Consider the following 24491-nt stretch of genomic DNA (forward strand, 5'->3'; position numbering starts at 1 on the left):
GGATCAGCGCTTGATCTGCGTGGTCTCGGCCAGCATGTCATCGGCCGTGGTGATGACCTTGGCATTCGACGAATAGGCGCGCTGGATGCGGATCAGGTCGGTCAGTTCCTGCGCGATCTCGACGTTCGAGCTTTCGAGCGCGCCCGAGGTGATCGTCCCGGCCCCGGCGGTGCCGGCCTGCTGGATGGTGAGCGTGCCCGCGTCGCGCGACAGCCGGTAGGCGTTGGCGCTGACTTCGACCAGCGCGTCGGGATTGGTGACGGTGGCGACCGGGATCATGAACAGCGCCTTGCGCACGCCGCTTTCATAGACGCCCCAGACGGTGCCGTCCTCGGTGATCTCGGTGCGCGACAGCTGCGAAACCGGCCAGCCGTCCACGTCGAAGTCCTGCGCGGCGAAATCGCCGGCGAACTGGGTGACGCCGGTCGTGCTGCCCGGCGCGCCCAGCGTGAAGTCCACGACCTGCGGCGTGGTGCCGTTGTCGATGGTCAGCGTCGCGGTGCCCGTGGCGGTGTCGAAGCCGAACGACGCCGGCGCCGTCGCAAGGTTGGTGACATTGCTGTAGCTCAGCGGCGTGCCGGCGGTGGTGCCCGAATCCGCGAAGGTCACGGTGACGCTGCCCATCTGGGTGCCGTCGGCCAGCGAGAACACGATGTCCCAGGTGTTCGCCGTGGTGCTGGGCGTCCATTCCAGGCTCAGCCCGTCGGTCGCGCCAAGCTCGGTGTAGAAATTCGTCGAGGAGATGAACGAGGTGCCGGTGCTGGTCGCCCCGGTTTCCTGCGAGGGCAGGTTGCCGGCGATCGAGATCGCGGTGGTGGCCTTGGCGTCCAGCGTGCTGTTCGTCAGGTTGATGGTCTCCATCGACCCGAAGCCGTTGGCGTCGAAGGCGGGCAGGGTGCCGTCGTCGTTGTAGGCGTAGCCCGACAGGTAGTAGCCGCCGGCGTTCACCAGATAGCCCTCGTCATCGACGCTGAACGAGCCGGCGCGGGTCAGCATGTAGTTCGACAGCACCGTCTCGTTGGGGTTGCGCGAGACGACGAAGAAGCCGTTGCCCGAAATCGCAAGGTCGGTGACCGAGCTGGTCGAGGTGATGGCGCCGGCCTGGCTGACGGTGGCGGTGGTCACGGCGCTTACGCCGCGGCTGCTGACCGCGGTGCCGGCCGTCGTCGTCACCATCTGCGCGAAGCTGCGCTTGTAGCCGGTGGTGGCAGAGTTGGCGATGTTGCTGGACACCTGCTCGATCGCGAGCGAATTCGCGTAAAGGCCGCTGACGCCCGTCTGCATCGCATTGGAGATGCCCATTCCGCCTGTCCTTCGTGTCCTGCCGCCGGCCCGTTTGGGGGGCGCCTGCCTCGAGTGATTGGGGTCCCGGATCCGTCGGACATGGTGACCCAAACAAGATCATACCAGCTCCCGATTTAAGGAGCGTTAAATTTTCACTAATCAAACAGCGGGTTCGCCGGACCGCGTGTCGGTCCTGCAACAGATCAACCTCCGGGCGAGGTCGCCGGGCCGCCTGCGGGGGCGCCGGCGGCGCTGCCCGGATCGGCCTGAGCTGAGACGTCCTGCAGGGCCTTCAGCCGGGTGACGGTCTCTTCGCTGCGCTGCATGCGCCGGTCGATCGCGGCATCCCGCAGCGGTGAAAGCGGCGCCGGTTCGGCCAGGATCGATTCCGCGACCACCCGCCAGTCGTCACCGGCCTCAAGGTCGGGGAAGGCGGCGGCGACGGCGGTGGCGACCTCGGTCTCGCCGGCGCGATGCGCCGACAGGAACAGCCGCGCCGCATCGGCAAAGGCGAAATCGCGCGGATGGTCGTGCCACAGTGCGCGATAGGCCTCGACCGCGTCGTGCCAGTCGCTGGTCTGGAACCGCGCGTCGGCGATCCGGCGCAGCGCACCGGCGGCAGGGCTGCTGCCCAGCGGCTGCGCGGCCAGTTCGGCGATCTGCCCCGCGGCCCAGAGCGTCTCGGCCCGCAACTCGGCCAGCCGCCGCTCGGTCTCGGGTGCCAGCAGGCCGGGGCCGACCGGGCTCAGCAGCGCCAGCGCCTCGGGCACCTGCCCACCGCGCAGCAGCGCATCGGCCTCCTTCAGCTTGATCGCCGTCATCCGGTCGGTCGTCACCTCCCACAGTCCCGCGTCGCGCGCATCCTCCAGCGCCTTGCGGATGCCGGCATATTCCTCGGACGCGGCGGCGCTCGCGCCCAGAGCCAGCAGCCGGTCGCCCAGCTTCTCTGCCTCGCGGTCGAAACCGTCGATCCGGCGGAAGTCGGGGGCAATGTTGCGGTGCAGGCGCAGGAAGGTGCCGATCTCGATCCGGCCGGCGGCGCCGTCGTCATAGACCGCGCGTAGCAAATCGTGGCTGCGCTCTTCGGCATGCTGCGCTTCGGACGTGCCGGCGAAGAGGCTGAGGATCTGCCCGTACCAGCGCAGCGCCGAGGGGGCGTTGCCGATGCGCTCTTCGGTCCGCGCCAGCCGGTCCAGCAGGCCCAACTCCAGCGGCCCGCCGCGCCAGTCGTAGCGCACCGAGGTCAGCATGTCGGCGGTCTGGCGCAGGCTCGCGCCGCCCGCCGCGATCCCCAGATCGGCCAGCGCCAACCGGGCGCGCTGTGCGGCCTCGCCCTCTCCCGCCGCGGCGCGGGCATAGGCGTCGAAAGCGGCCTCGGGCTGGCCGCTGGCGGCCGAGGCCTTGCCCAGCAGGAAGTCGTAGCCGGGCGAGTCCTTCAGCGCCGGTCGTGCGGCGATCCGTTCTGCGATCGCCCCCGACAGGTTCCACTGCCCGGCGATGATCGCGGCATCGAGCAGCGGCAGCAGCAACGGCTCGGAGAACTGCGGCGGGGTGTGGTCCAGCATCTCGAGCGCGTCGGGAAGCGTCGCCGTGATCATGTCGGCGTTCCCGGCCCGATAGCCCGCCAGCGCCGCCCAGAGCGGACGGTCCTGCCAGACGCCAGGGCCGAAGGCGACCAGCGGCGCCGCGTCCAGCGGCACCGTCTCGCCCGCCGCCAGCCGCAGCGCGAGGTCGAGCGCGTCACGGCGCGCGGCGTCGTCCTCCGACAGTCCGGCGGGGTCGACCGCGGCGATGATCGAGCGGCCTTCGGGCAGCAGCTGGTGCGCGAGGTAGAAGGTCGCGAAATCCATCGCCGCCCCGGCGCGGCGCGCGGGCTCGCCGCTGGCGGCCGCCTCGACATAGGCCGAGGCGAGCCGGGCGCGGTCCTTCAGGAAATCGTCGCGGCCGAACTGCGCGAGGTCGAGATGCGGCGGCGGCACCTTGGGCGGGGGCGGCGCGACATGCGGCGCGGGCATGTCCGCGGCGGGCGCGCTTTCGGCGGTCACGGCCGGAAGCCCGGGGGCCGGGCGGGTCGTCGGGCCGTCATGGTCCGCGCCGGCCTGCCTTCGGGTGGGCGGGGGCGGCTCGCTGCGCTCTCCCGGCGCGGCGGGTTGCGCGGGGGCGCCGTCGGCGCCGCTGAAGCTCCAGGGCGGGGGCAGGGCGAAACCGCCGGCCTCGGGCAGCGCGTCGAGGCCGGTGCCGCCGGCCGGGCCGTTCACCTCGGCGACCGGCAGCTGCAGTTCCAGCGGGTTCTCGGGGCGGGTGCGCGGGCGCGGGGTGCGGGCCACCGCGCGCGGGGTCGCATCGGGGAAGATCAGCCGAAGGTCCTCTGGCCGGTCGCTGGGCCGCGGCGGATCCACCGCGATCACCTGCGCCAGCCCCGGCAGCGCCGTTCCGGCGAGAAGCGCAAGCATCAGCGCCGCGCGAACCGGAAGTCGCGCGCCGCGGAGGCCCGGGCTCAATCCATCTCGCTTCATGGCACTTCTTCTGCGCGGTCCCCCGCTTTCCTAAGGATTATTATGAACAGTGCTTCCGGTAAATGCTTTCTTTTCATGCTTGGTCACACTATACATGGATAAAGGCCCGGCGCGTTCCGGGTCGTCGTCGCTTGGCAGCCGGGAGGCGGGCACCGGAATGGACAATTCCAGCTATATCTCGCTGACGCTCGCCTCGTCGCTCGAGCGCAGCCTCGACATCACCGCCAACAACCTCGCCAACGTGAACACCGCCGGGTTCAAGGGCGAGAAGACCCTGTTCGAAAGCTATCTTCTGCGCCCCTCCGAGATCGGCAAGGACGACGTGTTCTTCTCGCTCGATTCCGGCAGCTACATGGACCCGGCGCAGGGCGCGCTGCTGGCCACCGGCAACCCGCTGGACGCGGCCGTTCTGGGCGAGGGCTGGTTCGGCTACCAGACCCCCGACGGGCGCACCGGGCTCGGTCGCAACGGCCAGTTCGTGCTGGACGCGGACGGCATGCTGGTCACCGCCGGCGGGGCGCAGGTTCTCGACGCCGGCGGCGCCCCGATCCAGGTCCCCGAGGATCAGGGCGCGGTCACGATCGGCTCGGACGGCACGATTTCCAACGCCGCGGGCGAGGCGGTGGCGACGATCGGCGTGTTCGAGGCCCCCGACATCCAGAGCTATGCCCGCCTGCCGGGCGGCATGTTCACCCCCGCCGACGGCAGCGCCCCGCCGCTGCAGCCGGTGCAGGCCCCGCGTCTGGCGCAGGGCCACCTCGAACAGAGCAACGTCGAGCCGGTGATCGAGATGACCCGGATGATGGGCATCCAGCGCGCCTACGAGCGGGCGATGACCCTTCTCGACGACGAGAATTCCCTCAGGCGCGACACTCTGCAGCGCCTTGGCCCGACCGGCTGATAAGGAGAGACCGCGATGAGAGCGATGGCCACCGCCGCCACCGGCATGATGGCGCAGCAGACCAACGTCGACGTGATCGCGAACAACATCGCGAACGCCAACACCACGGGCTTCAAGTCGATGCGCGCCGCCTTCCAGGATCTGGTCTACCAGAGCCAGGTCCGCGAGGGTGCGCTGACCAACGAGGCCGGCACCGCCCGCCCCGTCGGCGTCGACATCGGCATGGGCGTGCAGACCGCGGGCGTGATCCGCCTGAACACCCAGGGCGGCCTGACCGCGACCGAGAACCAGCTGGACGTCGCCATCGACGGCAAGGGCTTCTTCGTCGTGAACATGCCCGACGGCAGCACCGCCTATACCCGCGACGGCAACTTCCAGATGTCGGCCGAAGGCACGCTGGTCACCAAGCAGGGCTACGAGATCGACCCCGGCATCACCATCCCCGACAACTCGACCTCGGTCGCGATCTCGGAGCAGGGCATCGTCTCGGCCTATGTCGGCAGCAGCGCGACGCCGGTCGAACTGGGCCAGCTGAGCATGGCCACCTTCATCAACGAGGCCGGGATGAAGGCCGAGGGCGACAACCTTCTGCGCGAGACCACGGCCTCGGGCGAGGCGGTGGCGGCGAACCCCGGCGACGAGGGCGTGGGCGTGCTGCGCCAGGGCTATCTCGAAAACTCGAACGTCAACATCATCCAGCAGATCACCGACCTCATCACCGCCCAGCGCGCCTACGAGATGAACTCGAAGGCGATCCAGACCGCGGACGAGATGCTGTCGTCTGCCAACCAGGTGCGGTGAGCCTCATGCGTCTTGCCCCGATCCTTCTCGGCCTCGCGATCGCCCTTGGGGGCGGCGTGGCATGGGCCGTGCCCGTCGAGCAGCTGGTCGAGGAAAAGGCGTCCGAGACCTGGGGATACCAGCTGCCAGAGAACGGCCGCTTCGACATCTCGCTGCAGTCGCCCGCGCCGGGGGGCGAGCCGGTGCTGATCTCGGACTGGTATCTGGACCAGGCGACGGGGCAGTTCGTGGCCAATGTCGTGACCTCGGTCGGCGGCAACGACCGGATCTGGGGGCTGGCGACGCTGACCGTGCCGGTGCCGGTGCCGGTGCGCCGCCTGATGCCGGGCGAGATGCTGACCGCCGCCGACATCGAAGAGGTCCCGGTGCCGGTCGCCGCCGTCGGCACCTATGCGATCACCCGCGCCGAGGCGCTCGAGGGCAAGCAGGTCCGCCGCGTCCTGACCGCCGGCCGCCCGGTCATGGTGCAATCGGTCGGCGACCCGATCGTGGTGCCGAAGGGCGAGCGCGTGACCATCACCTATACCCATGGCGGGCTCGATCTGACCGCCCCCGGCAAGGCCCTGACCGACGGGCTCGAGGGCGAGCAGATCCGCGTCGTCAATCTGGCCAGCAACAAGACCGTCGTCGGCATCGCCCGCGGCGACGGTGTCGTGGAGGTATCCCCGTGAAGCGCACCGCCGCCGTCGTCTCGTTCGCGCTGATCGCGCTGACGAGCTGCGACAAGAACGCCTTCCAGCGTGACCCGCAGGTGTCCGACCTGACCCTGAACGACATGACCATGGCCGAGGCCGGCCGCGTTCAGGTGCCGATGCCCGACCCCGAGCCCTACCGCGCCCCCACCCGGGCCGAGGCGGCCTCGCTGTGGCAGCGCGGCTCGCGCGGGTTCTTCGGCGACCAGCGCGCCAGCCGCGTCGGCGACCTGCTGACCGTCACCATCGAGATCAAGGACGAGGCGCAGCTCGAAAACGAAAGCGACCGTTCGCGCAGTTCTTCGACCAGCGTCGACACGCCTTCCGTATTGGGGCTGAACGTGGGCGGGCTTGTCACCGACGGCAAGCTGGTCGACCTGAATTCGGACAGCTCCGACAACGGCAAGGGTTCGATCCAGCGCAACGAGACGATCAGCCTGAAGATCGCCGCGCTGGTGACGCAGAAGCTGCCGAACGGCAACTTCGTCATCGCCGGCCGTCAGGAGGTGAAGGTGAACCACGAGCTGCGCGAACTGCGCGTGGCCGGGATCATCCGCCCCGTCGACATCGAGATGGACAACACCGTCCCCTACGACAAGATCGCCGAGGCGCGGATCACCTACGGTGGCCGCGGCCAGCTTTCGAAAGTGCAGCAGCCGCGTTACGGCAGCGACGCGCTCGACGTCATCCTGCCCTACTGAGGCGCCGATGGCGGGGCCGGCAAAGGGCAAGGACGAGGACCAACGCAAGTGGCTCAGGCTGTTCCTGCTGCTGCCGCCGGTTCTCTGCGCCCTGGTCGGCTACATCGCCGGGGAACAGCTGCGCGAGCCGCCGCGCCCGCCTGCGGGCAGTGCCGCCGAGGGCGACATCTTCGCCCAGCCGCGGATCGTGCCGCTGGGCCGGCTGGCCCTGCCGCTGGACGCGGGGCTGCTGGGGATGACGCTGACCGCGACGGTCGACGTGGCGATGGCCAGCGACGACACCGCTTATTTCACCCGCCGCGGCGCGAACCGGACCTCGATCAAGGACGCGATGATCCTTGCGCTGGCCGACGCGATGCAGGTGCCCGGCATCCGCGCGCATCTCGATGACAGCACCCGGCTGACCGAATTCCTCGCCCAGGCGCTGCGCCAGCGCCGGGTCGACGTGGCCGGGGTCCGGGTCAGCGCGCTGAAGGTCGTCGATGCCGAGGGCGTGGCGGTCCAGCTTGCGGGGATCGCGCCCGACAGCTGACCGGCCGGGCGCAGGTGGCGCGGCGCGCTCAGTTGATCGCCAGCACCGAAGACAGCGCCACCGCCTCGCCATTGCCCAGCTGCAGCAGCGGGCTGCCGTCGTTCATCACCACGCTCTGCACCGAGGTGCCGGCATAGGTGCTGGCCCCGATCGCGGTCCCGCTGGAATCCGCCGCGACGATCGACACATTGTAGGCCCCGTCCGCGACCGCCTGCCCGCTGTCGTCGAGCCCGTCCCAGGTCACGTCGGTCAAGGTGCTGCCGGTGGTGGACAGGCCAGAGATCGTGCGCACCACCTTGCCGGTGCCGTCGGTGATCACCGCCTTGGCGCTGGCCGCGGAACTGTCCAGCGAATAGCTGAACGACGAGGTGCCATCGAGCAGGCCCAGCTGCGCCGTCTCAACGGTGACGTTGTGCCCGATCAGGTTCACCCCGCTCATCGCCGCCGCGGCCGAGAGGCTGGCCGAGATCGTTTCGAGCTGGCTGTTGGTCTGCACGGTCTGCTCGACCTGGCTCAGCTGCGCCAGCTGGCTGACGAACTCGGTCGAATCCATCGGTTCCAGCGGGTCCTGGTTCGAGATCTGCGCGGTCAGCAGCTGCAGGAACGCGGTATAGTCCTCGCCCAGCGCGGTCAGGCTTGAGGCCGCGTTGCTCGTGCTGCTCGTGCTGGCGGTGCTGCTGGTGGCGGTGGTGGTGTCGACGGCCAAGGCTGGCTCCTCAGGTCAGAAGGTCGAGAAGCCCGTCGCCGGTCACGCGGCGCGGCGCGGCCTCGGCTTCGGTCTCGGAAATGTCGCCGATCGCATCGGTGCCGGCGCCGGCCGCAGCGCTGCGGTCGCGGCCCTGGCGATTGCCGCCGAACTGTTCGAAGTCCGGCCCGCCGCCCTGCATCGAGAAGCCGCGGTCCTGCATCATTTGGGACATCGCCACCCGGTCGGCGCGCAGCGCGTCCAGCACCATCGGGTTCTCGGCCCGTACGGTCACCTTCAGGCTGCCGTCGCTGCCCTGCGCGATGTCGATCTCGATCTGCCCCAGCCCGTGCGGCTTCAGCTCGATCCGGGTCTGGCCCGGGTCCAGCTCGACGCTGCGGATCTGCTCGGCCACGGTCGAGGCCAGCCGCTGCTGGGCGCGCGTCGGTTCGGGCTGGGCCGTGGCCGCCGTCGTGCTGGCGGCGGCGGGTTGGGTCTGGGCCGGTGTCGCGCCGGCGGGCAGGCTGGCCTGTGGCGCCGGAAGATCGGCCGCCGCGGCGTCGATCCCCTCGTGCGGCTGGCCGGCATCGGCGGGATCGGCCGCCTGCGCCGCATCGCCCTGCGCGATCAGCACCTCGAACCCGGCACGGTCCGCGGGACCGCCGGCCGGTTGCGTGCCGTGCGGCGCAGGCATCGCGGAAGCGCCGGACGCGGTGCCGGCAGACCCTGTCGTCGCCGTCGCCGTCGTCGTCGCTGTCGCGCCGGTGGCGTCGCCGGTCGTCGGGTCCGCGGTGGCGTCGTCGGCGGCGGTGAGGCCGGGCGCCTGCGACAGCCCCAGCAGCGCCTGCGCGACCTGCGCCAGCGGCTGGCCCTGAACCATGCCCCCGATCAGCGCCGCGATCTCGTCCATCAGGGCGCTGTCGTCCCCGGTGTCGTCCGTGTCCCCGGTGACGTCGGACAAGGTGTCGAGGAAACTCTGCCCGGCCGCGGCATCCTGCGCCGGATCGCCCGGCGCGGCCTCGTCCAGGGCCAGCTTCAGGTCCGAAAGCACCGCCCCGACACTGTCGTCGCCGCCTTCGCCCTTGGCGATGGCCTGCAGGCGCGCGGTGGCAGCGTCCAGCGCCTCGGCAGGTGTCCCGGGGTCTTCGACAAGGCCTTGATCCGCGGTGCTGTCGGCATCATCGCCTGCGGGCCTGCCCGACAGCAGGTCGGCGAAGCTGCGGCTCTTGCCCTCCGCGGCCGCGGCGCCCCCGCGCCCGAGGCCCGCCAGCGTCGCCCCCACGCTCGCCTGACCCGTCCCCAGCACTGACCCGACCGCGATACCAATCACCGGAAAGCTCCCCGCCTGGGCCCGCATCAAGCATCGGCCCGGTTGGGCGCAGTATGCCGGAGCCACCGCGCCGCCTAAAGGAAAACGTCGTTAAAGAAGGGTTAAACCGGCGGCTTTCCGCGGCGATGGTGCGGAAATGTCCCGGCCGCGTCAGGCGACGGTCTGCGCCGGGCCAAGATGGGCGCGCAGGGCCGAAAGCACGGGCGAGGCCCAGTCCTCGAACCGCCGCGACAGGCCGCTCGGGCCGGCCAGCAGGTCGGGCACCGAAGGGCTCGCCTTGCCCGAGAAGGCGGGGTCGAGCGCGCGCAGGTAGCTCAGCACCTCGTCGCGGTCGAGGAAGTCGGCGCCGCGGATCGGGGCGGCGGCATCGCCGGCCCAGAACAGCCCCAGCGCGACGGCGAGGCCATCGCCGAAGGCGGCGGCATCGAAGCCCGCGACGCGGGTTCCCAGCCGCGCCGCCCGGGCCTGGCAGGCGCGCACCAGCCGGACCAGCGCCTCGGTCTCCTGGCTCAGCGGCAAGTCGGCGCGGGCCACCAGCCGGTGCAGCAGGTCGCCCATCGCCGCGCCGGCGCGGGCCGAAACCTCCGACATCGACGCCGCGGCCCGGGTGTCGGCGATCAGCACCAGCGTGCCCGGCGCAACGATCAGGTCCAGCTCTTCGGCCAGCACGTCGCCCAGCGGCAGGTCGGGCATCATCTCGGTCGAATCGGGCATCAGCAGCGGCCGGTCCGCGCCCCCGGCGCGGGTCAGCGAGATCAGCCGGACGGGCAGCATCGCCTCGAGCAGCGTCTCGAGATCCGCGACGCCCGAGGCGCGGGCGGGCCGGATGCGGCCGGTCCAGATCTCCTCGAGAAGTGCTGCAGGTTGCATACCGGTAGTGGCCTCACGTCAGTGTGACACCACATATACCGGCAAGTTCCCGCAGGCCGAAGGGTGCGAGTGTTAAGGTTCGCGGCGGGCGACTCAGGTCGCGGCTGTGGACTTATCCACAGGTTGTATCTGTTGATGACGGGATGTCGGGCCATATCTCGCGATATGCCGGCTTTCGCACTATATATGGTATTCTTGGATATGGTTTCCCACAGCCAGAGGTGGGGACTTTCACGCCCGGGATTAAGGATCCCTTAACAATTCTCGCGCTTGACCCCCGGCGGTCAGGCCTCCAGCCGGTAGCCCACGCTGCGCACCGCCGCGACCTGATAGCGGTCGCCGAAACCCGCGGTCAGCTTGCGGCGGATGCGGGTGACATGGACGTCGAACTTGCGGTCGCCATAGTCCCAGTCGCAGCGGTCGATCAGGCGCGAAAGGTCGTCGCGGGTGACGGTGCGGCCGGCCTCGCGCGCCAGCACGCGCAGGATGTCGGCCTCGATCGGGGTCAGTTTCAGCAGGCTGCCGTCCTCGGTCCCGGCGATCTCGACCGGCTCGCCGGCAGGGGTCGCCGCCAGCCGGTACAGAAGCGGGTCCCCGCGCCCGGCGATCACCGGGATGCGGCGCAGGCGGGCCTCGATCTCGGCGCGCAGCAGGGGGGTGCGCACCGCCTCGTCGAAGCCCGCGGCCAGCGCCGCCGCCAGCCCCGCGCCGTCAAGACCGGGGTCGACCGCCAGCCGCAGCCCGGCCGGGATCACCGCCAGCGCCGCCGCGGCGGCACTGCCGCCGACCTCTGCCGCCAGCAAGGTCGCCCCGTCGCAGGCGGCGCGGGCCTCGTCGATGCGGGCGCAGCGGCGGGTCCACCAGCCGAAGCTGCCGGTGAACAGCGTCTCGAGAAGTCGCGCCGCGCCGTCGTCGCCGGTCAGCACGACGGCGGACGAGATGCGCGGCACCTCGCCCCCCGGGGGCTCTCGTCGGTCGGGCGGGTCCGCGTGCATGATCCTTCCTCGCGCCATGATCCCGGAATGGCCGCGCGGGGGGCGCAGGTCAAGCCCGGCTCAGCCCCAGCGCACGTCGCCGAGGAAGATGTAGCCCGCGCCGTAGATGGTCTTGATCAGCCGCGGGTTCTTCGGATCCTCGCCCAGCTTGGTGCGCAGCCGCGAGATGCGCACGTCCATCGCCCGGTCGAAGCCTTCGGATGCCGTGCCCCCCAGCGCCTCCTGCATGTGCGCGCGGGTCAGCAGCCGGCGCGGGCTGTCGAGGAACAGGCGCAGCACCTCGCCCTCGGCCTGGCTGAAGGCGGTCTCCTGCCCCGTTGCGTCGATCAGCGCGAACCGGGCGAAATCGGCGGTCCAGCCGGGGAAATGCGCGATCTCGGCCTCGCGCCCGGCCTCGGCGCGGGGACGGCGCAGGCGGGCGCGGATCCGGGCCACGACCTCGGCCGGGTCGAAGGGCTTGATGATGTAGTCGTCCGCGCCCAGTTCGAGCCCGGTCACCCGGTCCTGCACCTGCGCCCGGCCCGAGATGATGATGATCGCCGCCCCGGATTCGAGCGCCAGCCGGTGGACCAGCGCCAGCCCGTCGCGGTCGGGCAGCCCGAGGTCCACCAGGCAGACATCGGGCGAGGCACGGCGCAGCGCGGCCTCGAACTCGGTCGCGCGGCCGTATTGGGTGGTGCGGAAGCCCGCCTCTTCCAGCGCATCGGCCAGCATCCGGCGGATCTCGGGCTCGTCGTCGAGGATCGCGACATGGGGCAGCGGCAGGGTCATGCGGCGCCGGCCTCCTGTGCGGTCAGGGGCAGGACCGGCGGCAGCCAGGCGGCCAGCGCCGGGGCACCGACCGGCTTCGACAGCACCGGGCAACGGGCGGCGGCGCGCAGCCGGTCGCCGGGCGGCAGCGAGGTCATCAGGCAGACCGGCAGGCCCGGGCGGGCGGTCGCGAGGCTTTCGGCAAGCGCGACGCCGGTCAGCCCGCCGGGCAGGCCGATGTCCGACAGCACGAACCCGAGTTCGTCGAGCCTGGCGAGTTCCAGCGCCTCGTCCGCGGTCTCGGCCTCGATCACCGCATGGCCGAAGTCGTTGATCAGGCGGCGCATCTCGGCGCGGATCGTCTCGTTGTCCTCGACCAGCAGCACCAGCCGCGGCTGGCCCGGCGCGGGGGCCGGGCGCAGCGGCAGGCGCAACACGACCCGGGCGCCCCCCTCGGCCCGGTTCGACAGCCGCACCGTGCCCCCGGCAAGCCGGGTGTGGTCGAAGACCATCGACAGGCCAAGGCCCGATCCCTCGCCGCCCTTGGTGGTGAAGAACGGGTCGAGCCCGTGGTCGAGCGCCGCGGGAGAGAAGCCCGGACCCTCGTCCTCGACGGTGATCTCGATCCAGGTGTCGCGCAGTGCGGCGGCGCGGACCGTGATCCGCCCGGGCCCGCCCGCCATCGCGTCGCGGGCGTTCAGGATCAGGTTCAGAAGCGCGTCCTGCAGCGAGCCCGCATCGAGCAGCACCGGCGCCGCAAGGCCCGCGATCTCGGCGGTCAGGGTCAGGCGCGGGCCGAGCGCGGGCCCCGCCAGCGTCACCAGGTCCGCGAGGAACGGCCCGAGGGTCACCGGATGCGGGCGCAGCTCACGCGGGCCGCTGATCGCCGCGATCCGGTCGAGCAGCGTGCCGCCGCGGCGGGCGGCGGCCAGCGTCGCGGCCACAAGCTCGCCCGCGCCCTCTGGCAACGCAGCCATCCGTTCAAGCCGCCCCTGCAGCCCGAGGATGATCGTCAGCAGGTTCGCGAAATCATGGGCAAGGCCCGAGGTCAGCTGGGCCGCCAGCTCGCGCTTGGCGCCATGGGTCAGCGCGGCGCGGGCCTGCGCCTCGGCGGTGACGTCGGTCGAAAGGATGTAGACCCCGCCGACGCGGCCGGTCGCGTCGCGGTCCGGGGTCAGGGCGATGCGGATCCGCCGGCCCGAGGGGGCATGGGTGATCTCGAAGACATGCGCCTCGCCCGCCAGGGCGCGGTCGATGCCCGGAAGGATCCGGGCCGCCGCTTCCGCCCCGAGGCAGACTTCCATCGGCCGCCCGACGATGTCGGAGAGGCTGCCGGGCATCACCGCCGAGAGCCTGCGGTTCGAGAAGGTGTAGACCCGGTCGCGGTTCACATGGGCGATATGGGCCGGCGTCATTTCGGTCACCAGCCGGATCCGCGCCTCGGCCTCGGCGCTTTCGTGGCGGGCTTCGGTGAGGGCGGCATTGGTTGCGGCCAGTTCGCGGTTGGTGGCGGCGAGCTGTTCGGCATGGGTCAGCAGCTGCCCCGACAGTTCTTCCGAGCGGGCGCGCAGCAGCTCTTCCTGGCGCTTGATCGCGGTGATGTCGGTGTAGACCGTGACCCAGCCGCCCTGCGGCAGCGGGCTGCCCTCGACCGCGACCCAGCGACCGTCGGCGCGGCGGCGCTCCATGTAATGGGGCACGAAGGCGCGGGCCTGCTCGACGCGGGCGCGCACCGCCTCTTCGATGTCTTCGACGGGGCCGTATTCGCCGCGCCGGACGAGGAAGCGGATCGTCTCGTCGAAGGGGGTGCCGGTGCGGGTCAGCGTGTCGGGCAGGTCGAACATCAGCTGGTACTGGCGGTTCGACACCGCGAGCCGCAGGTCGCGGTCGAAGATCGACAGCGCCTGGCCGATCAGGTTCAGCCCCGCCTGCACCAGCTTGTCACGCTCGCCCGTCATCGCCGTCCTCCCTGCCGCATCTGGCGGGCGGGGCCGCAGGGGGTCAAGCGGGCCGCTGCGTCGCCAAGGGGGCGGTGGGGCGGCGGCCGACACAGGGGCAGGGGGGCGCTGCCCCCGCCGCGGCCCGGGGGCCGCGACTCCCCCGGGATATTTGGACCAGTGCGAAAGCGCGAAGAGGGGGGCGCTGCCCCCGCCCCTGCGGGGCTCCCCCGGGAGTTTTCGGCGAAGCCGAAAGCGGGGGCGGGGTGCAACAATTCGTTGGGATTGGGAAAAACTCGGGTAATCATTCGCCTCAAGGCTGAGGCCAGAGGCAGCGTGCGGAAGAGGAGCCGCGCGCCGCCGATCCCCCCGGAGAGGGGGCAGGGAGGAGACGGCTGGTGAGTGAGATCGCGGCTTCGGGCGTGCCCGGAAGCATTCCTGCATTGCTGGCGCGCAACGCCGAACGCTACGGGGCACGGCCCGCGTATCGCGAGAAGGAATTCGGCATCTGGCAGCAATGGACCTGGGCCGAGGCCGCGGCCGAGGTGCGGGCGATGGCGCTGGGCTTCCTCGCGCTGGGGCTGGCGCCGGGCGACCATATCGCGATCATCGGGCGCAACCGGCCGCAGCATTACTGGGCGATGATCGCCGCGCAGATGTGCGGGGCGGTGCCGGTGCCGCTGTATCAGGACGCGGTGGCCGAGGAGATGGCCTATGTGCTGGGCCATTGCGGGGCGCGCTTCGTGCTGTGCGGCGACCAGGAGCAGGTCGACAAGGTCATCGAGGTCGGCGCGCCGGCGGGTGGCGAGCTTGCGCATGTGATCTACACCGACAAGCGCGGCATGCGGAAATACGACCATGCGCGGATGAACGCGCTGGAGGACGTGATGGCCGAGGGGCGCGCGGCGCATCACCGGCTGGAGGGCGAGCTTGATCGCCGGATCGCGGCGCTGGGGCCCGACACGACCTGCGTGATGCTCTACACCTCGGGGACCACGGGGCGGCCGAAGGGCGTGGTGCTGTCGATGCGCAACATCATCGAGACGGCGCGCAACACCTCGGAGTTCGATCACCTGCAGGCCGGCGACGAGATCCTGGCCTATCTGCCGATCGCGTGGGTGGGGGATTTCATCTTTTCGGTCGGGCAGGCGATGTGGACGGGGTTCTGCATCTCGTGCCCCGAGAGCCCCGAGACGATGATGACCGACCTGCGCGAGATCGGGCCGTCGTATTTCTTCGCGCCCCCGCGGGTGTTCGAGGGACAGCTGACGCAGGTGATGATCCGGATGGAGGATGCCTCGGCCCTGAAGCGGCGGATGTTCCGGCATTTCATGGACTTGGCGCGGCGGGTGGGGCCCGCGATCCTTGATGGCGCGCCGGTGGGGACCCGGGACCGGCTGCACTATGCGCTGGGAAACCTGCTGGTCTACGGGCCGCTGAAGAATACGCTGGGCTATTCCCGAATCCGCGTCGGCTATACCGCGGGCGAGGCGATCGGGCCCGAGATCTTCGATTTCTACCGGGCGCTGGGCATCAACCTGAAGCAGCTTTACGGGCAGACCGAGGCCTCGGTCTTCATCACCCAGCAGCCGGACGGGCAGGTGCGGTCCGACACCGTGGGCGTGGCCTCGCCCGGCGTCGAGCTGCGCATCGCCGAGACGGGCGAGGTCTTCTACCGCTCGCCCGGCACTTTCGTGGAATATTACAACAACCCCGACAGCACCGCCTCGACCAAGGATCCCGAGGGCTGGGTGGCGACCGGCGACGCGGGCTTCATCGAGCCCGAGACCGGGCACCTGCGGATCATCGACCGCGCGAAGGACGTGGGAAAGATGGCCGACGGCAGCCTGTTCGCGCCGAAATACGTCGAGAACAAGCTGAAGTTCTATCCCAACATCCTCGAGGCGGTGGTCTTCGGCGGCGGGCGCGGTTTCTGCACCGCCTTCCTGAACATCGACCTGACCGCGGTCGGCAACTGGGCCGAGCGGCACGGCATCGCCTATGCCAGCTATCAGGAACTGGCCGGCCATCCGCGGGTCTACGAGATGCTGCGCGGCCATGTCGAAGAGGTGAACGCCTCGGTCGCGGCCGACCCGATGCTGTCGGGCTGCCAGATCCACCGCTTCCTCGTGCTGCACAAGGAGCTGGATGCCGACGACGGGGAGCTGACGCGGACGCGCAAGGTGCGCCGCGGCGTGATCGCCGAGAAATACGCCGACCTGATCGCGGCGCTTTACGACGGGTCGGACAGCGTCGCGACCGCGACCGAGGTGACCTACGAGGACGGGCGCAAGGGGGTGATCCGCGCGACCCTGCGGCTGGAGGGCGCGCGCACGGTGCCGGCGGGAACCGGGACGGCAACAGGGATGGCGGCGGAATGATGATGCGTGATCTGCAAGCCGAACCAGAGGGTTGGACCACCACCGCCGACGGGCGGCGCATCGGCGGCGTGGTGATGGAGATGCGCAACATCACCCTGCGCTTCGGCGGCGTGGTGGCGATCAAGGACATCTCCTTCGACATCCGCGAGGGCGAGATCCGCGCGATCATCGGGCCGAACGGGGCCGGCAAATCCTCGATGCTGAACATCATTTCGGGGTTCTATGTGCCCTCCGAGGGGCAGGTGCTGTTTCGCGGCGAAACGCGGGCGCCGATGCGGCCCTATCAGGTGGCGGCGCAGGGGATCGCGCGGACCTTCCAGAACATCGCCCTGTTCGACGGGATGTCGGTCCTGGACAACATCATGACCGGCCGGCTTACCCATATGAAATCCGGGCTTTTTTCGCAGGCCTTGTGGTGGGGGCGGGCCGAGGCCGAGGAGGTGGCGAACCGCGCGGTGGTCGAGCGGATCATCGACTTTCTCGAGATCCAGAACATCCGCAAGACCCCGGTGGGCCGGCTGCCCTATGGGCTGAAGAAGCGGGTCGAGCTGGCGCGGGCGCTGGCGGCCGAGCCGAAGATCCTGCTGCTGGACGAGCCGATGGCGGGGATGAACGTCGAGGAGAAAGAGGACATGTGCCGCTTCATCCTTGATGTGAATGACGAATTCGGCACGACCATCGCGCTGATCGAGCATGACATGGGCGTGGTCATGGACCTGAGCGACCGCGTCGTGGTCATGGATTACGGGCGCAAGATCGGGGACGGGACGCCGGACGAGGTCCGCGCGAACCCCGAGGTGATCGCCGCCTATCTGGGGACATCGCATGGCTGAGCGGGCCCGAATGACCCCGGTGCCTTGCGTGCACCCCCTGTACACCCCCCGTACACCCCGGGCGCGCGGTCCGGTAACCGAAGGGACATTCCATGCAGCTGCCTGACCAGCTTCTGTTCGCCATGGAGGTCACGCTGAACGGGCTGATGGCCGGCGTGATGTATGCGCTGGTGGCGCTGGGCTTCGTGCTGATCTTCAAGGCCTCGGGCATCTTCAACTATGCGCAGGGGGTGCTTGCGCTGTTCGCGGCGCTGACGCTGGTCGGCATCCAGACCGGGCAGGTGCCCTTCGCGCATCTGATCAACGCCGTGCTGGGCACCAGCCTGCACCACTTCGGCTGGCAGGTGCCGGCGCCGCTGGCGATCGTGCTGGCCGCGGCGGTGATGGTGGGGCTTGCGGTCGCGGTCGAGCGGCTGGTGCTGAAGCATCTGGTGAACCAGCCGCCGATCATCCTGTTCATGGCCACCATCGGTCTGGCCTACTTCCTGGAAGGGCTCGGCGACGTGATGTGGGGCGCCGACATCAAGACGCTGGACGTGGGCCTGCCGCAGGGCATCTCGGACACGGTCGAGGCGGCGACGGCGGCGGTCTTCGGCTATGGCTTCTTCATCGACAATCTCGACATGGTGGCGACGCTGATCGCGGTGGCGCTGGTGGCCTGCCTGACGCTGTTCTCGCAATATTCGAAAGAGGGACGGGCGCTGCGCGCGGTGGCCGACGACCACCAGGCGGCGCTGTCGGTGGGGATCAGCCTGCGCTTCATCTGGGTGCTGGTCTGGTCGATCGCGGGCTTCGTGGCGCTGGTCGCGGGGATCATGTGGGGCACCAAGTCGGGGGTGCAGTTCTCGCTGAGCCTGATCGCGCTGAAGGCGCTGCCGGTGCTGATGCTGGGCGGCTTCACCTCGATCCCCGGCGCGATCGTCGGCGGGCTGATCATCGGCGTCGGCGAGAAGCTGTTCGAGTTCTGGATCGGCCCGCTGGTCGGCGGCGCGACCGAGAACTGGTTCGCCTATGTGCTGGCGCTGCTGTTCCTCGTGTTCCGCCCGCAGGGGCTGTTCGGTGAGCGAATTATCGAGCGGGTATGAAAATGTTCGGGAACGTCAGGAAAATGTCAGGTTTTGCTGCATTGCGGCGGGGGATTCCGCTTGTGATTGAACCGGGAATCATGTCGTGTGGTCTGCGTCAGGCTGTCGCAGCCGGGGAGGGCCCGACAGCAGACACGCTGAATGCAGCGGACGATCGGATCGGACTTGGGAGGGTTCGTCACGATGCGAATGCAGATGCGGCTTGCCGCGTTGGTGTTCACACTCGGCTGGTCTTCGTTGCTGGCGTTCGGCTGGCTGGCGCTCTCAGCGCCGGCCAGCGACCCGCCCACCCTCACCATGACCAATGCGCTTCTCGCGGCCCTCGGCGGCTTCGCCGGGCTGTGGTCCTGGCTGGCGCTGCGCAGGGCGATGCCCTGAGACTGCACGTCCAAGGGCGCCCGGGCCCCCGCGAGGGGGTGGTCTGATGCTGTACCGCGAGGCCGGCGACTTCAAGACGAGCTACCGCGAGGACGGACAGACCTTCCCGATCCGCTTCGACCGCATGGCCTATTACGCGCTGGTCGCGGTGGCCTTTCTGGTCGTGCCCTTCGTCATCGACGACTACTGGGCGAACGCGGTGCTGGTGCCGTTCCTGATCTATGCGATCGCGGCGCTGGGGCTGAACATCCTGACCGGCTATTGCGGGCAGGTGAGCCTTGGCACCGGCGGTTTCATGGCGGTGGGCGCCTATGCCGTCTACAAGCTGATGACCGCCTTCCCGATGGTGCCGGTCCCGGTGCATGTCCTGCTGGCCGGCGGGATCACCGCGCTGGTGGGCGTGCTCTTCGGGCTGCCCTCGCTGCGGATCAAGGGGTTCTATCTGGCGGTGGCGACGCTGGCCGCGCAGTTCTTCCTGGTCTGGCTCTTCAACAAGGTGCCGTGGTTCTACAACTACTCGGCCTCGGGGCAGATCACTGCCCCCGCGCGCGAGGTGCTGGGGATCGCCGTGACCGGGCCTGCGGCCACGGCCAGCGCGAAATACCTGTTCTGCCTGAGCTTCGTCTTCGTGCTGGCCTGGATCGCGCGCAACCTGACGCGCGGCACCGTGGGCCGGAAGTGGATGGCGATCCGCGACATGGACATCGCGGCCGAGATCATCGGGGTGAACCCGCTGACCACCAAGATGACCGCCTTCGCGGTGTCATCCTTCTTCATCGGGGTGGCGGGGGCGCTGTTCTTCGGCGTCTACCTTGGCGCGGCCGAGGTCGGCGAGGCCTTCGGGATCAACAAGAGCTTCCTCGTGCTGTTCATGGTGATCATCGGCGGGCTCGGTTCAATCTTCGGCAGCTTCGCGGGCGCGGCCTTCCTGGTGCTGCTGCCGGTGGCGCTGAAGAACCTGCTGGTGGGCAGCCTTGGCTGGCCCACCGACCTGGCCGCCCATGTCGAGCTGATGATCGTGGGCGCGCTGATCGTGATCTTCCTGATCGCCGAACCGCATGGGCTCGCGCAGCTGTGGCGGGTGGCGAAGGAGAAACTGAGGCTCTGGCCCTTCCCGCATTGAGGAGTGCGGGGGGCGCCGGAGGGGAATGTGTGACGTCTGAGGGAGGAGACCCAGGGTTATGACGCGCAAGACAACACGCCTGACGCTCGCCACCGCGATGGTGGCGGCACTAGTCGCGGGCGGGGCCGCGAAGGCCGACCTGATCGTGCCGGACCTGAGCTATCGCACCGGTCCCTTCGCCGCCGGGGGCATCCCCTATTCCGACGGCTTCCACGACTATTTCACGCTTCTGAACGAGCGGGATGGCGGCATCGGCGGCCAGAAGATCCAGGTCCCGGAATGCGAGACCGCCTATAACACCGAGAAGGGCGTCGAGTGCTACGAGGCCACGAAGGGCAACAGCCCGCTGGCCTACAACCCGCTGTCGACGGGCATCACCTACCAGCTGATCCCCAAGGTCAGCCAGGACGGGGTGGTGCTGTACACGCCGGGCTACGGCCGCACCTCGGCCGCGAACGGCAAGACGTTCGAGTGGATCTTCAACTATCCCGGCAACTACTGGGACGGGGCCAGCGTGATGATCAAGCATCTGCTGGACGAGAACGGCGGCGATCTGAAGGGCAAGAAGGTCACGCTTCTGTTCCACAACTCGGCCTATGGCAAGGAGCCGATCCGCACGCTGGAGGAGCTGTCTAAGAAGCACGGGTTCACCTTCTCGACCATTCCCGTCGACAGCCCCGGACAGGAGCAGAAGTCGCAGTGGCTGCAGATCCGCCGCGAGAAGCCGGATTACGTGCTGTTCTGGGGCTGGGGCGTGATGAACCAGGTCGCGATCCAGGAGGCTGCGAACATCCGCTTCCCGATGGACCACATGATCGGGATCTGGTGGGCCGGGTCCGAGAACGACGTGAAGCCGGCCGGTGCGGGGGCCAATGGCTACAAGGCGGTGACGCTGCACGGGCTTGGCATGGACTATCCGATCTACGCGGACCTCAAGACCCACGTCTATGACGCCGGCAAGGCGGCGGGCGCGGGCGATCAGGAAGGCACGGCGGTCTATTCGCGCGGCATGTATGCGGCGCTGGTGATCTCCGAGGCGATCCGCAAGGCGCAGGAGCTGGCCGGCCATGCCGAGGTGACGGCGGCCGAGGTGCGCGAGGGCTTCGAGAACCTCGAGATCACCGAGGCGCGGATGACCGAGCTGGGCCTGCCGGGCTTCGGCCAGCCGTTCAAGGCGACCTGCGAGGATCACGGCGGCCCCGGCGCGGCGATGGTCCAGCAATGGGATGCCTCGGCGCAGAAGTGGAACCTGGTCACCGGCTTCATCTCGCCGGATGACGAGGTGCTGAACCCGCTGATCGCCGAGGACAGCGCCGCCTATGCCAAGGAAGCGGGTCTGAAGGACCGCTGCAACTGAGGCCTTGGGGGCCGGTGCGCCGGCCCCCCCTTTTCCTGCGGAGGATGCGATGCTGGATGCACGGGTTGAACCGGACGCGGCCGCGACCGGACAGGCGGGCGAAAGCCTGCTCGAGGTCAACAACATCGAGGTGATCTACAACCACGTGATCCTCGTCCTGAAGGGCGTGAGCCTGAGCGTGCCGAAGGGCGGGATCACCGCGCTTCTGGGCGGCAACGGCGCGGGCAAGACCACGACGCTGAAGGCGATCTCGAACCTTCTGCGGTCCGAGCGCGGCGAGGTGACCAAGGGCTCGATCCTCTATCGCGGCGAGCGGGTGCAGGATCTGGACCCGGCGGCGCTGGTGAAGAAGGGCGTGATCCAGGTGATGGAGGGCCGCCACTGCTTCGAGCATCTGACGGTCGAAGAGAACCTGCTGACCGGCGCCTATACCCGGAGCGACGGGCGGGCGGCGGTCGCCGCGGATCTGGAGATGGTCTACACCTATTTCCCGCGGCTGAAGGAGCGGCGGAAGTCGCAGGCCGGATACACCTCGGGCGGCGAGCAGCAGATGTGCGCCATGGGCCGCGCGCTGATGAGCCGGCCCGAGACGATCCTGCTGGACGAGCCCTCGATGGGGCTGGCCCCGCAACTGGTCGAGCAGATCTTCGAGATCGTGCGCGCGGTGAACGCGGGCGAAGGCACGACCTTCCTGCTGGCCGAGCAGAACACCAACGTGGCGCTGCGCTATGCCCATTACGGTTACATCCTGGAAAGCGGCCGGGTGGTGATGGACGGGCCGGCCGAAGCCCTGCGCGAGAACCCGGACGTGAAGGAATTCTACCTCGGCATGTCCGAGGAGGGGCGGAAGAGTTTCAGGGACGTCAGAAGCTATCGGCGCCGCAAGCGCTGGCTGGCTTGAGGACGGGCTGACACCGGAGGAGTGACGGATGGCAGGACTGGCAGACCGCCCGGGCACGGCGCCCGCGGCGACGGGAAGCGCGCGGCCCGATGACGCGCCCTATGACGCGCTCGAGCGCCGTTCGGTCGACGAACGTGCCGCGGCGCTGGCGCGCGACCTGCCGGCGGCGCTGGCACGGGCGATGACGGCGCCGGGGCTGGCCGCGCATCTGGCGGGGCTCGATCCGGCGGCGGTGACCGACCGCGCGGCGCTGGCGCGGCTGCCGGTGCTGCGCAAGTCCGAGCTGGGCGCCGCGCAGAAGGCGGCCCCGCCCTTCGGCGGCTTCACCGTGACGCCTGCCGCGGGTTTCGCCCATGTCTTCCAGAGCCCCGGCCCGATCTACGAGCCCGGCGGCATCGGCCATGACTGGTGGCGGATGGGCCGCTTCCTGCATGCCTGCGGCGTCGGTCGCGGCGACATCGTGCAGAACTGCTTCGGCTATCACCTGACCCCGGCGGGGATGATCTTCGAATCGGGCGCGCGGGCGGTGGGCGCGGCGGTGCTGCCCGCCGGCACCGGCCAGACCGACCTGCAGGTGCAGGCCGCGGCCGATGTCGGCGCCAGCGTCTATTGCGGCACGCCCGACTATCTGAAGGTGATCCTCGACCGCGCCGAGGAACTGGGCGTCAGCCTGGGCTTCACCCGCGCCGCGGTGGGGGGCGGGGCGCTGTTCCCCAGCCTGCGCGCAGACTACGAGGCGCGCGGCATCGTCACCCGCCAGTGCTATGCCACCGCGGATCTGGGCAACATCGCCTATGAGAGCCTCGCGATGGAGGGGATGATCGTCGACGAGGGCGTGGTGGTCGAGATCGTGCGCCCCGGCACCGGCGACCCGGTACCCGAGGGCGAGGTCGGCGAGGTGGTCGTCACCACGCTGAACCCCGACTATCCGCTGGTGCGCTTCGCGACGGGCGACCTGTCGGCGGTGCTGCCGGGGGCCTCGCCTTGCGGGCGCAGCAACATGCGCATCAAGGGCTGGATGGGTCGGGCCGACCAGACCACCAAGATCAAGGGCATGTTCGTGCGCCCCGAGCAGGTGGCGGCGCTGGTCGCGCGCCACCCCGAGATCGCCCGCGCCCGGGTCATCGCCACCCGCGAGGGCGAGATGGACGTGATGACGGTGCGCATCGAAAGCCCGGCCCAGGAAAGCGCCGGCTACGAAGGCTCGGTCATCGCGGCGCTGAAGCTGAAGGGCCGGGTCGAGGTGGTGGCGCCGGGCAGCCTGCCCAACGACGGCAAGGTGATCGAGGACCTGCGCGTCTACGACTGAGCGGGCCCGGGCCGGACGGCCCGATTGCGACGCGATTTCGGGTGGGGCCTGTCGCGGCGGGCAAAGGGCGCGGCCGCGGACGGCGGCTAGGCTCGGGCGGCACGTCCCCTGCCGCGAAAGTCCGCCATGCCCCACGTCGCCCCGAAGGCGCCCGATGCTTCGGTCCCTGCCACGCCGCTAACCCCGCGCGCTGGGGCCGGGGCCGGTGGAGCCGACCTTCTGGCCGCGCTCGCCCCGGCGGTGTTTCTTGTCCTCTGGGCGCTGGGCTTCGTGGTGGCCAAGATCGGCCTGGCCCATGCCGACCCGCTGAGCTTCCTTGCGATCCGCTACCTGATCCTTGTCGCGGTGCTGGTGCCGGTGGTGGCGGTGCTGCGCCCGCCGATGCCGCGCGGGGCGCGGGCCTGGGGCCATATCGCGATGGTCGGCTTCCTGATCCAGGTGGTCTATTTCGGCGCGGCCTATGCCGGGATGGCGATGGGCGTCTCGGCCGGGGTGGCGGCGGTGATCGGCTCGACCCAGCCGCTGGCGGTGGCGCTGGCCGCGCCCGCGCTGACCGGCGAGCGGATCGCGGCGCGCGGCTGGCTGGGGTTGGCGCTGGGGGCCGGGGGCTCGCTGGCGGTGGTGCTGTCGGGGCGCGGGCTCGATGCCGCGCCGCCGGTCGCGGTGCTGGCCTGCGTCGTCTCGATGCTGGGCATGGCGGCGGCGACGCTGTGGCAGCGGCGCTTCGCGGTGCCGGCGCATCCGCTGTGGGTGAACCTGATCCATTTCGGGCTGGGCTCGGCGGTGATCGGGCCGGCGGCGCTGGCCGGGCCGCTGCAGGTCGACTGGACGCCGGGCTTCTGGGGGGCGGTGCTCTGGGTGTCGATCACCAACTCGCTGGTCTCGATCTCGATCCTGCTGTTCCTGCTGAAGCGCAGCGAGGCGGCGCGGGTCTCTGCCCTGTTCTACCTGGTGCCGCCACTGGCCGCGGTGATCGGCTGGGCGGCGCTGGGCGAATCCCTGGCGCTGGCCGGCTGGGCCGGCATCGCCGTGGCCGCCGCCGGTGTCTGGCTGGTCTCGGCCCGCCGCTGAGTCGCGTCCCGTTGGCAGCAGCGCCAGAGCCGGGGGGGCTCGGGGGGACCCGCGGTCCC

The 24491-nt window shown here is 70.0% G+C and carries 22 protein-coding genes; 14 read left to right on the top strand and 8 right to left on the bottom strand.

Annotated features, from left to right (window positions below; translation table 11 throughout):
* Window positions 1–3 precede the first annotated feature (3 nt).
* Together V8J36_RS04940 and V8J36_RS04945 are read right to left on the bottom strand one after the other, a co-directional pair.
* Window positions 4–1302 (bottom strand): flagellar hook protein FlgE, encoded by a 1299-nt coding sequence (locus V8J36_RS04940; RefSeq protein WP_336466127.1) that lies wholly within the window; start codon window positions 1300–1302, stop codon window positions 4–6.
* A gap of 185 nt (window positions 1303–1487) precedes the next feature.
* Entirely contained in the window at window positions 1488–3737 is a 2250-nt protein-coding gene (locus tag V8J36_RS04945; protein ID WP_336466128.1) for a hypothetical protein, read from the bottom strand.
* Window positions 3738–3957: 220 nt separating this feature from the next.
* Here V8J36_RS04945 and V8J36_RS04950 point away from each other — a divergent pair, with 220 nt between their 5' ends.
* The 5 genes from V8J36_RS04950 to V8J36_RS04970 are packed head-to-tail and all read left to right on the top strand — an operon-like array spanning window position 3958 to window position 7427.
* Complete coding sequence (locus tag V8J36_RS04950) at window positions 3958–4701, top strand: flagellar hook basal-body protein (RefSeq protein ID WP_336466129.1); 744 nt, start codon at window positions 3958–3960, stop codon at window positions 4699–4701.
* Between the two features lie 15 nt (window positions 4702–4716).
* Window positions 4717–5502, top strand: coding sequence for a flagellar basal-body rod protein FlgG (gene flgG, locus V8J36_RS04955; RefSeq protein ID WP_336466130.1), 786 nt, complete (start codon window positions 4717–4719; stop codon window positions 5500–5502).
* Between the two features lie 5 nt (window positions 5503–5507).
* Complete coding sequence (gene flgA / locus V8J36_RS04960; protein ID WP_336466131.1) at window positions 5508–6173, top strand: flagellar basal body P-ring formation chaperone FlgA; 666 nt, start codon at window positions 5508–5510, stop codon at window positions 6171–6173.
* Entirely contained in the window at window positions 6164–6895 is a 732-nt protein-coding gene (gene flgH / locus V8J36_RS04965) for a flagellar basal body L-ring protein FlgH (RefSeq protein WP_442902463.1), read from the top strand. Before flgA ends, flgH begins: the two co-directional genes overlap by 10 nt.
* 7 nt (window positions 6896–6902) lie before the next feature.
* Complete coding sequence (locus V8J36_RS04970; RefSeq protein WP_336466133.1) at window positions 6903–7427, top strand: hypothetical protein; 525 nt, start codon at window positions 6903–6905, stop codon at window positions 7425–7427.
* A gap of 28 nt (window positions 7428–7455) precedes the next feature.
* Here V8J36_RS04970 and V8J36_RS04975 read toward each other — a convergent pair whose 3' ends face one another.
* The 6 genes from V8J36_RS04975 to V8J36_RS05000 all read right to left on the bottom strand — a co-directional run bounded on the left by V8J36_RS04975 (window position 7456) and on the right by V8J36_RS05000 (window position 14015).
* Window positions 7456–8133 carry a flagellar hook assembly protein FlgD gene (locus tag V8J36_RS04975; RefSeq protein WP_336466134.1) on the bottom strand — a complete coding sequence of 226 codons (678 nt, stop codon included), beginning with the start codon at window positions 8131–8133 and terminating at the stop codon, window positions 7456–7458.
* Window positions 8134–8143: 10 nt separating this feature from the next.
* Window positions 8144–9442 carry a flagellar hook-length control protein FliK gene (locus V8J36_RS04980; protein WP_336466135.1) on the bottom strand — a complete coding sequence of 433 codons (1299 nt, stop codon included), beginning with the start codon at window positions 9440–9442 and terminating at the stop codon, window positions 8144–8146.
* 150 nt (window positions 9443–9592) lie between these two features.
* The gene (locus V8J36_RS04985) at window positions 9593–10312 is read right to left on the bottom strand and encodes a hypothetical protein (RefSeq protein ID WP_336466136.1); all 720 of its coding nucleotides are present in this window, start codon (window positions 10310–10312) and stop codon (window positions 9593–9595) included.
* A 284-nt stretch (window positions 10313–10596) separates the two neighbouring features.
* Window positions 10597–11307: a helix-turn-helix domain-containing protein gene (locus V8J36_RS04990; protein ID WP_336466137.1), complete on the bottom strand. Its 711-nt coding sequence runs from the start codon at window positions 11305–11307 to the stop codon at window positions 10597–10599.
* A gap of 60 nt (window positions 11308–11367) precedes the next feature.
* Window positions 11368–12078, bottom strand: a complete 711-nt coding sequence (locus tag V8J36_RS04995; protein WP_336466138.1) for a response regulator transcription factor — start codon at window positions 12076–12078, stop codon at window positions 11368–11370.
* Window positions 12075–14015 carry a PAS-domain containing protein gene (locus V8J36_RS05000; RefSeq protein WP_336466139.1) on the bottom strand — a complete coding sequence of 647 codons (1941 nt, stop codon included), beginning with the start codon at window positions 14013–14015 and terminating at the stop codon, window positions 12075–12077. Before V8J36_RS05000 ends, V8J36_RS04995 begins: the two co-directional genes overlap by 4 nt.
* Window positions 14016–14401: 386 nt before the next feature.
* Between V8J36_RS05000 and V8J36_RS05005 the strand changes: the two genes are divergently transcribed.
* The 9 genes from V8J36_RS05005 to V8J36_RS05045 all read left to right on the top strand — a co-directional run bounded on the left by V8J36_RS05005 (window position 14402) and on the right by V8J36_RS05045 (window position 24432).
* The gene (locus V8J36_RS05005; protein WP_336466194.1) at window positions 14402–16375 is read left to right on the top strand and encodes an AMP-binding protein; all 1974 of its coding nucleotides are present in this window, start codon (window positions 14402–14404) and stop codon (window positions 16373–16375) included.
* Window positions 16375–17208, top strand: a complete 834-nt coding sequence (locus V8J36_RS05010; protein WP_442902464.1) for an ABC transporter ATP-binding protein — start codon at window positions 16375–16377, stop codon at window positions 17206–17208. The genes V8J36_RS05005 and V8J36_RS05010 overlap by 1 nt, the downstream gene beginning before the upstream one ends.
* A 92-nt stretch (window positions 17209–17300) precedes the next feature.
* A complete protein-coding gene (locus V8J36_RS05015) occupies window positions 17301–18293 on the top strand; it encodes a branched-chain amino acid ABC transporter permease (protein ID WP_336466140.1) in 993 nt (330 codons plus the stop codon).
* A 141-nt stretch (window positions 18294–18434) separates the two neighbouring features.
* Complete coding sequence (locus tag V8J36_RS05020; protein ID WP_336466141.1) at window positions 18435–18671, top strand: hypothetical protein; 237 nt, start codon at window positions 18435–18437, stop codon at window positions 18669–18671.
* Between the two features lie 46 nt (window positions 18672–18717).
* On the top strand, window positions 18718–19794 hold the full coding sequence (locus V8J36_RS05025; protein ID WP_336466142.1) for a branched-chain amino acid ABC transporter permease: 1077 nt from the start codon (window positions 18718–18720) through the stop codon (window positions 19792–19794).
* A 58-nt stretch (window positions 19795–19852) separates the two neighbouring features.
* Window positions 19853–21151 carry an ABC transporter substrate-binding protein gene (locus tag V8J36_RS05030; RefSeq protein WP_336466143.1) on the top strand — a complete coding sequence of 433 codons (1299 nt, stop codon included), beginning with the start codon at window positions 19853–19855 and terminating at the stop codon, window positions 21149–21151.
* Window positions 21152–21200: 49 nt separating this feature from the next.
* A complete protein-coding gene (locus V8J36_RS05035) occupies window positions 21201–22052 on the top strand; it encodes an ABC transporter ATP-binding protein (protein ID WP_336466144.1) in 852 nt (283 codons plus the stop codon).
* A 28-nt stretch (window positions 22053–22080) separates the two neighbouring features.
* Window positions 22081–23361 (top strand): phenylacetate--CoA ligase family protein, encoded by a 1281-nt coding sequence (locus tag V8J36_RS05040; protein ID WP_336466145.1) that lies wholly within the window; start codon window positions 22081–22083, stop codon window positions 23359–23361.
* Between the two features lie 126 nt (window positions 23362–23487).
* Entirely contained in the window at window positions 23488–24432 is a 945-nt protein-coding gene (locus V8J36_RS05045; RefSeq protein WP_336466146.1) for a DMT family transporter, read from the top strand.
* Window positions 24433–24491 lie beyond the last annotated feature (59 nt).

The sequence above is a fragment of the Frigidibacter sp. MR17.14 genome (assembly GCF_037095735.1).
In the GTDB taxonomy this organism is placed as follows: domain Bacteria; phylum Pseudomonadota; class Alphaproteobacteria; order Rhodobacterales; family Rhodobacteraceae; genus Frigidibacter.

Coding starts and splice junctions, on each gene's coding strand:
- V8J36_RS04940 (WP_336466127.1), bottom strand. CDS start 1,302: ATGGGCATCTCCAATGCGATGCAGACGGGCGTCAGCGGCCTTTACGCG.
- V8J36_RS04945 (WP_336466128.1), bottom strand. CDS start 3,737: ATGCTTGCGCTTCTCGCCGGAACGGCGCTGCCGGGGCTGGCGCAGGTG.
- V8J36_RS04950 (WP_336466129.1), top strand. CDS start 3,958: ATGGACAATTCCAGCTATATCTCGCTGACGCTCGCCTCGTCGCTCGAG.
- flgG (WP_336466130.1), top strand. CDS start 4,717: ATGAGAGCGATGGCCACCGCCGCCACCGGCATGATGGCGCAGCAGACC.
- flgA (WP_336466131.1), top strand. CDS start 5,508: ATGCGTCTTGCCCCGATCCTTCTCGGCCTCGCGATCGCCCTTGGGGGC.
- V8J36_RS04970 (WP_336466133.1), top strand. CDS start 6,903: ATGGCGGGGCCGGCAAAGGGCAAGGACGAGGACCAACGCAAGTGGCTC.
- V8J36_RS04985 (WP_336466136.1), bottom strand. CDS start 10,312: ATGCAACCTGCAGCACTTCTCGAGGAGATCTGGACCGGCCGCATCCGG.
- V8J36_RS04990 (WP_336466137.1), bottom strand. CDS start 11,307: ATGCACGCGGACCCGCCCGACCGACGAGAGCCCCCGGGGGGCGAGGTG.
- V8J36_RS04995 (WP_336466138.1), bottom strand. CDS start 12,078: ATGACCCTGCCGCTGCCCCATGTCGCGATCCTCGACGACGAGCCCGAG.
- V8J36_RS05000 (WP_336466139.1), bottom strand. CDS start 14,015: ATGACGGGCGAGCGTGACAAGCTGGTGCAGGCGGGGCTGAACCTGATC.
- V8J36_RS05010 (WP_442902464.1), top strand. CDS start 16,375: ATGATGCGTGATCTGCAAGCCGAACCAGAGGGTTGGACCACCACCGCC.
- V8J36_RS05015 (WP_336466140.1), top strand. CDS start 17,301: ATGCAGCTGCCTGACCAGCTTCTGTTCGCCATGGAGGTCACGCTGAAC.
- V8J36_RS05020 (WP_336466141.1), top strand. CDS start 18,435: ATGCAGCGGACGATCGGATCGGACTTGGGAGGGTTCGTCACGATGCGA.
- V8J36_RS05025 (WP_336466142.1), top strand. CDS start 18,718: ATGCTGTACCGCGAGGCCGGCGACTTCAAGACGAGCTACCGCGAGGAC.
- V8J36_RS05030 (WP_336466143.1), top strand. CDS start 19,853: ATGACGCGCAAGACAACACGCCTGACGCTCGCCACCGCGATGGTGGCG.
- V8J36_RS05035 (WP_336466144.1), top strand. CDS start 21,201: ATGCTGGATGCACGGGTTGAACCGGACGCGGCCGCGACCGGACAGGCG.
- V8J36_RS05040 (WP_336466145.1), top strand. CDS start 22,081: ATGGCAGGACTGGCAGACCGCCCGGGCACGGCGCCCGCGGCGACGGGA.
- V8J36_RS05045 (WP_336466146.1), top strand. CDS start 23,488: ATGCCCCACGTCGCCCCGAAGGCGCCCGATGCTTCGGTCCCTGCCACG.